Consider the following 12,885-nt stretch of genomic DNA (forward strand, 5'->3'; position numbering starts at 1 on the left):
TGTCCGAAGAATGCACTGTAATCTCTTTACCTGATCCCGCCTGTTGCGATTGAATTGAATAGGGCACGATGTGCCTTTGGTTAAGCGTAAGCCTTTGGCGTGAGCAGGGAGGAAGACAAGTTGAATACGACCCTCACATTTGTGACCGTGTTGTTGATGCTGCTGTTGCCAGGTGCTGCGGTGTCACAAGTCGACCCTGCGACGATGCTGGCCGGGGCTTCGGGGTCGGAAATCGTTATCGAACGCCGGTGGACGCAGTTTCGTGGCAAACAGGAACTGTATTTCTTTACTCTCGATGTGATCGTCACGATCATTCTGGCTGGCTTGATCGTATATCATCCGGTGAGACGTAAAGCCCGTAGAAGCGTCCGCGACATAGTTATGCCAAGGCTTTTCTTCCTGTATGCGCTTATCGGCATGGCGGTTGGTTTCCTGGTGGTTCAGCACGGGTCAATGATCGGTTTCGTTATCTTTGGTATCGGAGCGTTGCTCAGGTTCCGCTCCAATCTCGATGATCCGGTGGACACTGTCGAAATGATAATCGTGACTGTTCTTGGTCTTGCGGTCGGTTTGGGCTTGCCGCTGATGGCCACACTAGTGGCGGTTGTTTGTTGGTGTTTCATTTGGCTCGGAGGGCGAAACAAGGGTGTGGAAATTTCGCTCAAAGCTTCGGACGAAGAGCACTCATTGAAAGTCACCGGAGCCATTGAAGCCATGGCCACAGAGGCTGGCTGGAAGCTGGTCAGAAAACACCACGTCCCCGGAAAATCTCGGGTTTCATTGCTTTTCATCACCTCGGGTGGACTGACGGAAGCCCGGATCGAAGAGATGATAAATGATCTGGTCCCTGAAAAAGTCGAACTGAAACTCAACCTCTAGTCATTTCACAAGGTCTAAGCGTTTCAACACCGCATTCGGGGATCTGATCTCTTTCGGGAGCGACTTGAAGTTTACCGACCTTTCGAAGTCAGGGCCTCGATATACGGCTATCTCAAACTCTCCGTTCGGCTGGAACGTAACATGAGTGAAGCTGTGAGGTGATCTGGCGCTATCGCCAATAAGCCGCCGCGGACCACCTCCCAAACAAGCTTGAGAGACATAAGCCACACCGTCTTTCCAACCGGGGTAGAAGGCATGATGGTGGCCTGAAAGATGCAGAACAACACCGCTTTCCAGATAGATTTTTTCAAGTGTTGGGTCACCGATGATTTCGCGTTCGCGCTGGATCGCGAACGGCCAAAGTGGGAGGTGACTGAAAGTGACAATCGGGTCTCCGTCTGCACCCAATTCCTGTAACCGGTCCTGCTGGTCACCGGATAGGGGTCCTAGGGTCGTTGCATCCAAAGACGCAAACGTAATGCCCTGCATCTCAAATGCGTAGAAGAACGGGTAGTCATCTGAAACCAGGAAGTCGACGCCTGGTTTTCTCGGCGTCCATTCCTCTGCGTATATTTTCCTTTCACGCTCGAACCCTCGGTAGGCGGAGGCATCATGGTTTCCAGGTGTGACCGCAAATGGAATGCCGGCAGCCTCTAATGGATCTGATACGACCTCGTGAAACGCATTCCACATATCCCTGACCTGTTTGTCGGACAAGTTGGGAATGCGCTGTCCCGCAACCATATCTCCGGTCGAAATAACCAGATCTGGATCAAACTCGATTATGCGCTCAATCGCCTTGTCGACGCGGGCATCGTATCTTACCGAACCATAGCTTCCATTCAGATCCGATATGACGATGACATCCAATGCCGCCGCTTTGCAGGCGAGCAGAGCGGTCCAAATACACACCGCAATAAGAGCAGAACACCTACGGTACATAACAGTCCACAGCCTCTACCTCGGTGCCGTTTCTCAAAAAGAATGCGACAGGATCCAAGTCGAACATCAAATCGCCATTTGAGCAATTGCTCTGGAGAATGGACGTTGCCAGCGCAGTATTTTTGACAACTTGTGCAATCTGACTGTCTGACAAACCAAAGCTTTGCGATAGCCAGTCATAGACTGGGCCTTGGGATTGAAGGTCACTATTCAATGCAACCAAGCGCCGATACGTGCTTGGAGAGAAGTGGCGAATTTTCTCCAGCATTTGAGTAGATTTCGCGAAGTTGGCGTATTCGACACGCCCACCAGCATCGTTGTCGTTTAGATTGCTGCGACGGATCAATAATGCGTCGTCGGGAACGTCTCCATCGTTTGGCTCATGGTGCTTGGCTTTCTTATGCTTCAGCTTTCCGTCTTCGACCCAATACCAATAGGGTGTGAAGTCTATGTTTCCTACGCGGTCCTGCTGGCTAAAGATGAAATCGAGGAGTACAATCTCGGTAAGTTCTTGCATCCAAAATGCCATCTGTTGGTCGCTGACATCGGGACCGAGATCCTTGTTGATCATCCGGTCTCTTCGACCTTCTCCAACGCCCTCTACAATGGCCTCTGGCAAGGGTTTTGAAGAACGCAAAGCCAAGAAAGCAGGAGTTTCCTGAAAATCGCGGTTCTGACCTTTCCCCCAACCAGATTTACGGGTGCCGTTGATTTCCGAGCCGTATCGATGCCCAGGGCTATCAAGCAGCGCACCGTATATTTGCGTTCGATCTCCGGTGAACAGATCGTCGGTTGGCTGGTACGAGTTCGGGTCGGCATCCGCAGCCGCGAAGACCCGCCAGCCTTCGTGGTTCATGCGCCCACCATGAGAGCCGCCAGAAATCGCAAGGCCGGGCTCTGCGACCTCGGAAAAGTGCGCCTGGGCGTCCATGCTACGCCAAACGGCGACTGGAACTTTTACAGTCGTGTCGAAATATCTGGAGAAATGATAGTAAAGCAGCGACGAGGTGGAAAAGGTTCCACTGGTGCCCTTTTGGTTCATGGTGGATTTGAATTTGGCCACCCTGTCCTTGGCCAGATCTTTCGCCGCCTTCCCCTCTTTGCAAGCGTTTCTCTCGAACTCAGTACGGTTCCCTGTGTAGGGTCCTTCCGAAATATCGTACACGGCCATTCCTGGGCTGGTACTCCAGGTTTTTGGGCAAATAGCAATTTCGGAGGCATAGAAATCGATCTCGCAATAGGCCGTTTCTTCCTCAAGATCGCTTTTCTTATACTCGCCCGTTGAAACTTTTTCGATCCGAATACAGCGTTCAGTAACGCCGTTGGGACTATCAAATGTCGTGGCTTCACCGAGGACATCGTCGTTCGCCCACAAGACGGTGGGTGCAATGAAAGCAAGTGACCCCAGAAGAATGAACTTCATTTGGATAGTTCTCCCAATATCATTTGGGGCAAATCGCTGCCTGTTGTTCGGTAGAGATCTTCAAATTGGGGTCGACACTGAAGTTGGAGAACTTTGAGTCAATCCACTGGTCACACCCGCCTGAACATGGGGCCCCGTTTCGGGCCTCATTCCAATATTCCTTGGCCCTTTCTTCTGTCCAACCGCAAAACTGAACGAGCGCCATCGCCGACAATGCACCTGAGGAATGAACGCCCCACATGCAGTGCACCAGAACAGGGCCCTTTCCAGGGTTTTGAATCACCTCGTGTATGGACGCCATGACAGCACTGGGTCGGGAGGATCTGGCGCTTTGATAGTCGAAAGATCCGTTTCCGCAACTTGTGCGGCCGTATTCGGTGTTCTTGCCGAAGTCTGCGTAAAACCCGGTTGAAAACCCTTCATCGCAAAGGGTCTCGCGTTGAACTTTACTCAGACCCGTTCGATCCTTGTCGCCGCCTTTGAAACCAGAGCGATACAATACTCCGCTTAAGACTGGGCGAAAGAAAGCGACGCCATCAACACCTCCGTCGCCACCCTTTGAAAGCATTTGACTGTTGCTTGGGCCACCGTTTCGACTGGTTACGTCAGAATTCGCCGCGGTTGCCAGAGCACCAATGAATATGAGGGACGTCAAAAACCGCATGCCAGCTCCTTTCTATTTTTCAGCCTGTTATGCTCAAACTCTTCCTACTTGGTAATCTATTGGAGCGGCTCATTCTCAACAGCCGTATCAAGTGCGGGTTAGACTTTCCGACCTGAAGCTTTAAATCGGCCACACCAGATTGATGATAAAGACGACCACGAAGTAGGCCAGAAAAACTTTCCAGTTCCATTGGTGTTTGCTTTCTTCGTTGATCACGCCGGACGACTTCAATGCCAGGTTTGTGACAATCAGAGCGACAACGATGACCGCCGCATGTGCCAGATCAAAATGCAAACTTAAGCTCCCTTTTGCAGATGTTTGATTTATGAAAAATGTGTCAGCAGTCACCTGATGGCAGCATAGCTACATCTGAGTACCTTCCCTCAGATGTCGTGATCCGAGCACATGTACCAGTATCCGTGTTAAACCAGTACGAGGTGAGCCCTTCGCTTCGGATGAGTTCAAATCCGAGACTCTGGATGCCCATTTCAGCCTGTCCCGCTCTTGCCCCTTCAAATGACGAAAGATCGCTAGAGCTGCCCTCAGTTGGTGCACTTGCATCCACTGATCCGCCACTCTCGTCGCATGCTGCAAGCGCAGTAATACACGTCGTGCCGATCACCAATAGGACCTTGGGATTCATCTGTGTTTCCCTCGCTTTTTTGGACTTGCGTTCCAGGGTTTCTGATTGATCACCTATTCAATTCCGAAAATTACGTTGTAGTCGACGGAAGAGTTGCTGCGATTGATAACTTCCACAACATGATCACCGGATTGCCAAAGCTGTCCTCGATACTCCTTGTCCGCCGACATCAATCCCAACAGTTCAGAACCATCGGGGTTACGAATGACGTAGTCCAAGGAGCCATTTCGCGGAGCAACGCGGACGTAAAGGAACTGTTCGTTCTTTGCACCGAGAAGGTATTGCTGCGACGCTCCGGGCGCGAGTTGGCCGACAAGTTCGGCGCCAGTGGAACCGACATCGAATTTGACACGCTGGCTACCGGTAGAACCGGCGACGCCTGCAATGGCTCCACCGCCATCATCCATCGCCTCGACAACCGACATCTCTCCAATGCTTCCATCCTTGTACGCGATGCAGCGCCAAAGTGTTCCACCTGCATCTCGTAGCATGACGAGCGTACCTGCTTCCGAGAACTCTGAGCTTTCTATCGTACCTGATTGACCGTCTGGTCCTCCAACCTGCCGTAATTGGTCGATACACGCGTCATCGGCTTCTGACATTGCAAAAGCAGCAGTGCCCGCGATTGCGAACATGGGAGTGAGGAGTTTGAGTAAAACGAGTTTCATCAGATGGTTCCCTGTTGGCTTGTCCTTACAGTTTTGTTCCGTACTAAGCGGAACCTCACTTTGCATCCCTCAACTTTGATAGAAACTCATCGCATGCCTGTGCGCTGCCGACGACCTCGTCTGTCGTTTCAATTCCTTGCAGTGATGCCATCTCGGAATTTACGCGATTGAGGATCTGATCCGCTTGCTCGGGGGTGATCAGGTTCTCTGCTTGTGCTCCTTTCAATGTGGTGCAGACACCGGCGGACAAGCCTGTCGCAACGCCGACACCCACTGCGGCCCCGCCACCTAAGGTCATCGCCCCAACCACGCCGAGGACGAGCCCGATCACAATACCCAAGATCACTTTTCCCATGTTTTCCTCCCTTTTGGTGAGAATAAGCGCGGCTTTCACTACCGGCGCAAACCATGTGCCCATCTGCAAATCAAGACCAGCGCTAACAGGTTGAGCACCGGTGCGAGCGCCGCGAACCACGGTTTGGCCGACTCTGAGATCGAGTCCGCTACAAGTATCCAAGGTAGTCCCAACGGCAGAAGGAACACCCCGGACAAAGGGTCTCTTTCCTGTCCCAACCAGCCAAATGTGCCCGTCAAGAATGCAATCAACGCCAACAGGTAAAGGATCGCGAATACAATGATAGTGGTTCTACAAACCAAGTCGAGCCTCAGCAAATCAAGCCAGTGCTACGCAGCCGTTTTCGGCTACGCAGCAGACTGGTCACAATGCGCCTTCGTCGCCCAGGAACTCGATACCAGCTGTCGTGCCATCACTGTAAGCAATGCAATTCCAAGGAGCACGATCCTCGCCAACGCCTACAGTGACCTGTGTCCCCGCCTCGCTAAACGCGGATGAGAGCACCACGACTTGCGAATTGTTCGTTGTGCTGGCTACATCTCGCAAACACGCCTGCTGAGCGGGTGTGAGTTCGGCGGACGCACTGGATGTACTCGTATCGTCGCAGGCCGCAAGCAGTGCGAAACAAGTTGCGCCCGCAATCATCACCATCTTTTTAGACATTTTCTTCTCCCTCTGGTTCCGTTGAAATTGGTGAAATTGGATGGCTTGTTTGAAGTTCTCGCGTCGGAGCAGGCTATGAAACATACTTCGGCCCTGTAACTTCCCTTCCCAACAACTTGTCGCGGGGGGTGGCGGGCGGAGCTATATTACTTTGACAACCGAGACCGCCGACAACGTGTGAAGGCTGAATGACGACAATGGCAGAAGCTCGAGCGAATTCTGGAGGTAGGCCGAGTACACTAAGTATAAGCATCGCGTCCTCCCAACGCTCAATCATTGTAAAGTGCCTTCCGACCGCCAGCACTCACTCCAGCGGCCGGTAGGGCCCGACAAGTCGGGCGACAGCGATCACAACGGAGGTAAAATGAAAGTTGTGTCAAATTCACATGTTTGAATCTAATTTTTAATAAATCAACATTTTTTCCGCGCGTAAACTTCATTACGCTCTCGTACGATAGGCGTCTGCCCTCAAACAAAAAGGTAGGTGGGAGCACCCATGAGGGCGAATGTGTTCTTTTGGGTCGGCGAGGCGTTCTGAGGTCGCGCAGAAACCAAGAAAGGATTGAAAATGGGTTTTGTTGAAGCCGTCAAAACGTGTTTCTCGAAATACTTCCAGTTCTCCGGTCGGGCTATGCGCTCAGAATACTGGTGGTTCTTCTTGTTTGTGGTTCTCGTGAGTGCTGCCTTAGCTGTGGTGGATGCGATCATATTCGGGACCAACCCAGAAACAGGGCAAGGATCTCGAGTTCTGTCCTCTGTTTTCCAACTGGCCGTTATCATCCCTATGCTGGCCGCCGGTTGGCGGAGGTTGCATGATACAGGGCGACCTGGCTGGTACTTGCTGCTGCCGATGGCGCTCAGCATTACAACGCTTTTTGTTATGCTGGGTGGCGTGGCGTTCTTCTCGGCATTGGAGCAAGGGGCCGAAAACCCCGATGCATTGCGAGGACCCGCGGCAGTTTTGGGCGTGACCGGTATTGTTGTTGTCTCAATTCTTCAATTGGTTCTGTCCATCCTGATGATCTGGTGGCTGACGCGACCTTCTCAAGAAGGCGCAAACGAATACGGCGCACCTGTTTCCTGACCTGGTTGCGCAGGCAGCGGGTCAGAATCTCTGCTGAATGACAGTTCGATTCTTAATACCAGAGAGAGAGAAAATGAGTTTCAAGCTGATTCCCATTGGAACGCTACTGATGGCTATGGCGACCACAGCATCAGCAGAATGGTCGTTCAGTTCCGGGCCTAATCCCAATGCATTTATTCAGACTGGAAACATGACATTGGAACTTCAGTGTGACCGTATCCGCTTTGCTCCGGCTGGATACGAGGACAGCCAGGACATTGTGGACAAACAAGGGCTTTCCATTCGTTTTTTGAAGAACGGCACCACCGAAGTTGGGGCATTTCAGGTTGGCGCAGAAAACGCTGCCGTGCAGATCGTCGACAACTATCCCGTCGAGGTCAGTTTCAATAGTCAAGAGGACTATGGTTTTGTACAGGACCAGCTTGCAGCCAATGCATCCGTTAATCTGTCCATGATTGATCAAGATGTTAGCTACGGAATCTTTGACTTGAAAGGTTCCAGCGCGGCAATTCAGTCCCTTCGTTCCGCCTGCGATTCAGGTGCTAGCCAGGGAGCCTCCTACGAACCCCCCGAAGGCATCGTCTATTGTGGTGGCGGAGCGGTGGAGCGAGTCATCGAACCTGTAATTTTGGACAATCCGGAAGGAGAGTGGGACGCGCGAGTAACGGTCAACGGCGAGTCGATCAGAGCCATGACAGCCTACAGCTTTTTCGGAAACTCTGAGCCGCCGACCGGATTTGTTGTCGCCCTGCTTGGGGAAGACAGGTCCGAGTTTCTAATTTTTAGCGAAGGTTCGGCAAACTGGCTGGAATACGGGGACTACAGGTATGATCAGTGCAATTGATGCCACCCTCCAACCGGCTTCCCAATTAGTGGGCCTGTTGAAAGGGTTGGTTTCCGGGATTGTGCTGGTTTCGAGCCCAGTATGGACCTCACCAGCTGTCGCGGCTGATGTTTCGCAACTTCCAACTGGTTTGCGGGCTAAGGTTGATCTGGCAGAACAAGCCTGCGCAGAGTTCAACGACGGTCAGTTTGACTTAGATTGGGGTGCGGTTGAGAGGGTCGATCTCGACGGAGATCTACAACCCGACTGGGTTCTGAATGAATCTGGATTCGCGTGTTCGAGTGCTGCATCTCTTTATTGCGGAACTGGTGGATGCATGTCGCACTTCTTGATTGAAGAGGAAGTTCACTCCTTGCTCAATCGAGGCTGGACGGTCGTCGAATTCGGGCGTCAACGCATTGTCCTTGCAGATGTCCACGGAACTAATTGTGACGGAATAAACCCGACGCCTTGCGCAACAGCCAGTGTTTGGGATGCGGAAGCAAAGACGTGGCGCTCGTCTGCTGGTGATTGGGAGTAAACTGTAATTGGGCACCGCAGATAAGCCTGAGAGCCTGTATGTTCGGGTTCCTCAGTGGCATGCAAACCTGTTGGCAAACTTCCAAGCTTTTCTTTTATGAAATCAATGTCAGAAACGCAGCGTTATGAGCGTACCCACATCCGGTCTCGGAAATTGCAACGTCTTGTTACGAAGGTCCGCTTTGGGCTGCCTGCGGTATTTGATTCCGAACAGGCGAAAGGCGGAAAAGTTCGCACAGCAGACACTTGTCGCGATTTAGCGAACGACGGCTTAGAGCCCAAACTGGACACTGGTTCGCTACGCAGCATTGATCAATTTGGACGGCAACCGGACATTCTCTGCAGGCGCAAATTGGAGAGCCTTCCTATCGCTAAGCGATCATTCGGCTCCAACACGGTGCTGTTTGTCGGATCAACCCCAACATCTTTCTGGCCTAAGCGCTGTCGCCAACAACCTGAAAACCGCTAAAATGAATTTTCCTCACAGTTCATAAAGCGATGTGGTGCTCACCACACCACCCCAGATCATGTTTGGCCAGTTCAAAGATTGGAGACACGTTGCCATCTGCTACGACAGTAACCTAATGGCCTTCCGTTCTGCCCTAGCACTCCAGCAACCGTTATTTATTGGCTATTCGGCCTAAAACTATCTTGGATAGTACTACCCCAAACCCATCGCAACCAAGGGCAATAATACACCCGACATGGCTATCGATACACCCATCGGATAGCTGGCTTTTGGTCGCAATGCGAGCCAGCGGCATTCCGGAAATCCAATTATCGAGCGGCTTGTGATCACAAACAGCATGCCCACGGCCATGGACAGGGTGAAAGTGTAAAAGAACAGCAAAAGAAAGTAGCTGGGCACAAACAATGTCAGCGCGGCGATTGCCTTTACGTCCCCTCCACCCCACAGGCGTAGCGTGAAACCAAGAAAACCAACGACAAAAACGCCAACGCCGAAGACCGCGCGGTACACCGTCTCGTGCAACGATAGAAACACGGGCGCGGAGAGGACAAAAGCGGCGAGCATCATCAGCACCAGCTTATTGGATATCCTGAGGTTCTTCAGGTCATTCCATGCCATTGCGGCCAAAAGCGGAGTAATGACGATCAAAGGGGCGAGCTGCGCGACTTCAGGCGACATTTTCGCTACCTGCAGTCGGCGATTGGCGCTTGACCATCGGGGTCAGCAAATCATGAATCAATTCGGGTTGAGATGACGTTTCTGTTTTCACGTAGATATTGCGAAGATGTGTACGCAGTGTCGAAATTGAAATCGACAACTCGGACAACAAGGCATTGTTGTTTAATCCCCGCGCCAATAACAGGCAAACCCGATATTCCGAGCGACTCAGCCGACAAGGGTTGTCCAAAGACAAAATGCTTTTTGGTTCTTTCTTGATAAGCTTTCGGCGCGTGTTTTTCAGCTTCGCTTCGGAAAACCGACCAAGAGATCTTTTCTTCCAGCAATCCGACAGAACATGGCCCAGAACGCTCAGAATATCTACCACGGCCGAAGAGATGGGGTGGCTGAAATGCAATTCCAGAAAGTCGGCGACACCATTTTGCCTTTCCAGCAAAATGGAAACGGACTCGTAAAATCTGCGGAACGCATAGAACTCTGACAGATGTTCATATTCGGAAAGGTCATCGAGGTCGCCGAACCAAGCCGACCCCAGTTTGGCCCGGCTCATGTTGTTGCCGCAGATGGCAGGCGCGATGCAGAAGTCGAAACCGCTGAAACTGTCCGGCGTCTTGTGATTGGCGTCGTAGCTCACCACTTTTGCCGAATTCTGATTGCCTTGCAGGTCGACCCGGCTGATTGCAACCACTTCCGCGTCAATTGCGCGAGCCGTTTCACGCAGTGCGTTTAGCAGTGGAACTTTCCCCTGAGAGGCCTGGCAAAGGACCGCCACGACCCTAAGAAGTTCTGAAGTCGGTGCCATTGCATCTGGCGCGAAACGATGCGCCGAAAACATACCATTCATACCGTTTAATACTGACCGAAACCCGATCAACCCTTTCGACAAACGCCCCCACCCGTCGATTGTGTCTCGATTTTTTTTGCGTGGCCGGACTCCACTTAACTGCATATAAGCTTAGTCATACTTCCCTAAAGCGGGCAAAAAGGTTCGCAACAAGTATTCTGTTTGTTCTCCTTTTGGAAACACGGCCTGTTTGAACACGTTATTGATGTGGAACCGGGCACAAATTCACGCCCCAAAGCCCCGGAAGTATCGAATCATCGAAGGTGCGGCGGTGATGATGATCAGCGTCGGCAGCATCAGCGCAGCCAGAACGGCGGACATCTTTACCGGTAACTGATTTGCCAGTTCCTGCGCCCTGGTTTCGCGGGAATCCCGCATTTCAGATGCATAGGTGGTCAGGGCTTCGGACATGCTCGTTCCATAACGAATGGATTGCTGGACGACTGTGGCAAATGACTGGATTTCATCAACCCCTGTACGCCGCGCCATGTCAGACAGCGCGGTTGCGCGGGGACGCCCAGCCTGAATCTCGTGTTGTGTGTTCAGAAACTCAAAGGCCAGATCAGGGGAGGCCAGCGCCAGTTCGTTTCCGACCCGGGTCATAGCTGCATCGAAGCCTAAACCGGCGTGAAGCGAAATCTGCAACAGGTCGAGGGCATTTGGAAACGCGTCGCGGATACGTTGCTGACGCTCCTTACGGCGACGCTTCAGCCAGGCTGCGGGTAGAAAATATCCGACGGCCGTCAGCAAACCGATAAGCTGTATGGCGTTGGCTTTGCTGATGGATTCAAAAATGTCCGTAATCGCGCTGGGAACTGGAATGCCAGGAGTTCTTGAGGCAACAATGAGCAGACCCACAATCATCGGCACGAAAATCCCAAACCAAACCCGCGTCAGCGTATAGATCCGCAGGGCATTCCGGCCGGTCAACCCGGCTTGAATAAGCTGATCCTCAATCTTGCGCCGCTCAGACTCTTTGCTGGGTAGCGCTGCTCTAAAAAGGCCTTTTGGTGTAGCAATGGTTTCCCGCAACAGTCCACGGTCGTTGCGGGCCCCATATCTTTGGGCGCGCAGTTTGGCGATGCGGACGGCCGCAGGATGGCGGCGGCTTAACGCCGAGGTTACAGCAACGAACACCAGCAAAACGCCGAGGCCAAAGATGGTCAGCAGAATTGTTTCGGCTGGCAGACCGAAACGAAGCGACATGATTTCCAGCATATATTCCATGAAACTGCCCTCAGATACGGAAATTGACGAGTTTGTGCAGGATGATGACGTTCGAGACCATCAGAACGACAACCAGCACTGCAAGTTTGATGAATGCGGGATCGTCACTGATATCGGTGTAATATCCCGGTGCGTTGATCGACATTACCCCCATGATCACCAGCGGAATGATCGACAAAAGAAACCCGGACAGGCGCCCTTCTGCGGAAATGGCCTTGATCCGCGCACGCAATGCAATGCGCCGTCTGACCACGGTAGCCAGAACGGACACGATCCGCTCCAGATCGCCACCAGTGCCGTGTTGGATTGCCATGCTTGCCGCCAGGTACTGTGCATCTTCCGAACCGACCCGGTCAGCAAAGTCCTGAACCGCGTCGGGCAATTCGTCGCCAAAACTGATCTGGTCGAAAATGATGCCGAACTCGGACCCGATAGGGTCTTGCATCTCGTCCGCGACGGCTTTGATCGAGGTGTTGACCGGGTGGCCAATTTTCAGGCCACGCGCCATCAACTCTAGCGCATCGGGCAACTGGCTGGTCAAAGCTTTTTGGCGTTCAGCCTGCCGCGATTTCACCACCAAAGCCGGCATGACCACACCCAGGACGAGTGCGATCGGGGCCGTCTGCCAAGGCGGCAGAAACATCATACCGGCGGTTGCGATCGCCAAGGTACCAAACAGGCAAAGCAGCACAAAATTCTTCGCTGAAACATGCAGCCCCGCCTGAACTAGCGTATCCGGCAAGTTCCCAAAAAAAGGGATCTTCGCAAAAAAACCTGTCTGGGTCTCGGGAAGCAGCAAGGCGAGCCGATCTTCATCGGTAACGCCTTGCCGGACCATGCGCATTCGGCGGTTGCGGGCCTCGGAGTGGTTTTCACTGCGACGGGCAAAGTGGAACACACCGGTAACCAGCATGAAAATTCCGACGAAGACGCAAGCGAGCGTCAGATAGTTAAGAAGTTCGGCTGTGTTAATACTGGTCATG

General features: G+C 52.5%; 14 protein-coding genes and 1 pseudogene. 5 read left to right on the forward strand and 10 right to left on the reverse strand.

Annotated elements, in window-relative coordinates; genetic code table 11:
• Positions 1 to 120: 120 nt before the first annotated feature.
• Entirely contained in the window at positions 121 to 879 is a 759-nt protein-coding gene (locus tag AC2FFH_RS01800; RefSeq protein WP_170493949.1) for a DUF4956 domain-containing protein, read from the forward strand.
• Here AC2FFH_RS01800 and AC2FFH_RS01805 read toward each other — a convergent pair whose 3' ends face one another.
• The 6 genes from AC2FFH_RS01805 to AC2FFH_RS01830 form a co-directional block, all read right to left on the reverse strand.
• The gene (locus AC2FFH_RS01805) at positions 880 to 1,821 is read right to left on the reverse strand and encodes a metallophosphoesterase family protein (protein WP_496843603.1); all 942 of its coding nucleotides are present in this window, start codon (positions 1,819 to 1,821) and stop codon (positions 880 to 882) included.
• On the reverse strand, positions 1,811 to 3,244 hold the full coding sequence (locus AC2FFH_RS01810; RefSeq protein WP_496843604.1) for a hypothetical protein: 1,434 nt from the start codon (positions 3,242 to 3,244) through the stop codon (positions 1,811 to 1,813). Before AC2FFH_RS01810 ends, AC2FFH_RS01805 begins: the two co-directional genes overlap by 11 nt.
• A 784-nt stretch (positions 3,245 to 4,028) precedes the next feature.
• A complete protein-coding gene (locus tag AC2FFH_RS01815; RefSeq protein ID WP_170493938.1) occupies positions 4,029 to 4,202 on the reverse strand; it encodes a hypothetical protein in 174 nt (57 codons plus the stop codon).
• Positions 4,203 to 4,604: 402 nt separating this feature from the next.
• The gene (locus tag AC2FFH_RS01820) at positions 4,605 to 5,219 is read right to left on the reverse strand and encodes a hypothetical protein (RefSeq protein ID WP_171728198.1); all 615 of its coding nucleotides are present in this window, start codon (positions 5,217 to 5,219) and stop codon (positions 4,605 to 4,607) included.
• 55 nt (positions 5,220 to 5,274) lie between these two features.
• Positions 5,275 to 5,613 carry a hypothetical protein gene (locus AC2FFH_RS01825; RefSeq protein ID WP_480850152.1) on the reverse strand — a complete coding sequence of 113 codons (339 nt, stop codon included), beginning with the start codon at positions 5,611 to 5,613 and terminating at the stop codon, positions 5,275 to 5,277.
• Positions 5,614 to 5,937: 324 nt separating this feature from the next.
• Complete coding sequence (locus tag AC2FFH_RS01830) at positions 5,938 to 6,237, reverse strand: hypothetical protein (RefSeq protein WP_170790054.1); 300 nt, start codon at positions 6,235 to 6,237, stop codon at positions 5,938 to 5,940.
• 568 nt (positions 6,238 to 6,805) lie between these two features.
• Here AC2FFH_RS01830 and AC2FFH_RS01835 point away from each other — a divergent pair.
• The 4 genes and pseudogenes from AC2FFH_RS01835 to AC2FFH_RS01850 all read left to right on the forward strand — a co-directional run.
• The gene (locus AC2FFH_RS01835) at positions 6,806 to 7,321 is read left to right on the forward strand and encodes a DUF805 domain-containing protein (protein WP_171711797.1); all 516 of its coding nucleotides are present in this window, start codon (positions 6,806 to 6,808) and stop codon (positions 7,319 to 7,321) included.
• 73 nt (positions 7,322 to 7,394) lie between these two features.
• Positions 7,395 to 8,165, forward strand: a complete 771-nt coding sequence (locus AC2FFH_RS01840) for a hypothetical protein (protein ID WP_480617518.1) — start codon at positions 7,395 to 7,397, stop codon at positions 8,163 to 8,165.
• A complete protein-coding gene (locus AC2FFH_RS01845) occupies positions 8,149 to 8,685 on the forward strand; it encodes a hypothetical protein (RefSeq protein WP_281996014.1) in 537 nt (178 codons plus the stop codon). Before AC2FFH_RS01840 ends, AC2FFH_RS01845 begins: the two co-directional genes overlap by 17 nt.
• Before the next feature lie 520 nt (positions 8,686 to 9,205).
• Positions 9,206 to 9,318, forward strand: a pseudogene (locus AC2FFH_RS01850) (IS5/IS1182 family transposase); the annotation flags it as partial.
• 27 nt (positions 9,319 to 9,345) lie between these two features.
• On the opposite strand, the gene AC2FFH_RS01855 reads toward AC2FFH_RS01850, so the two are convergent.
• The 4 genes from AC2FFH_RS01855 to AC2FFH_RS01870 form a co-directional block, all read right to left on the reverse strand.
• Entirely contained in the window at positions 9,346 to 9,831 is a 486-nt protein-coding gene (locus tag AC2FFH_RS01855) for a prepilin peptidase (RefSeq protein ID WP_496724163.1), read from the reverse strand.
• On the reverse strand, positions 9,821 to 10,633 hold the full coding sequence (locus tag AC2FFH_RS01860) for a helix-turn-helix transcriptional regulator (protein ID WP_496768970.1): 813 nt from the start codon (positions 10,631 to 10,633) through the stop codon (positions 9,821 to 9,823). The genes AC2FFH_RS01855 and AC2FFH_RS01860 overlap by 11 nt, the downstream gene beginning before the upstream one ends.
• Positions 10,634 to 10,900: 267 nt before the next feature.
• The gene (locus AC2FFH_RS01865) at positions 10,901 to 11,902 is read right to left on the reverse strand and encodes a type II secretion system F family protein (protein WP_496768972.1); all 1,002 of its coding nucleotides are present in this window, start codon (positions 11,900 to 11,902) and stop codon (positions 10,901 to 10,903) included.
• A 10-nt stretch (positions 11,903 to 11,912) separates the two neighbouring features.
• A complete protein-coding gene (locus AC2FFH_RS01870; protein WP_496768974.1) occupies positions 11,913 to 12,884 on the reverse strand; it encodes a type II secretion system F family protein in 972 nt (323 codons plus the stop codon).
• Between the last annotated feature and the right edge of the window lies 1 nt (position 12,885).

The sequence above is a fragment of the Ruegeria sp. YTSC003 genome (assembly GCF_059609785.1).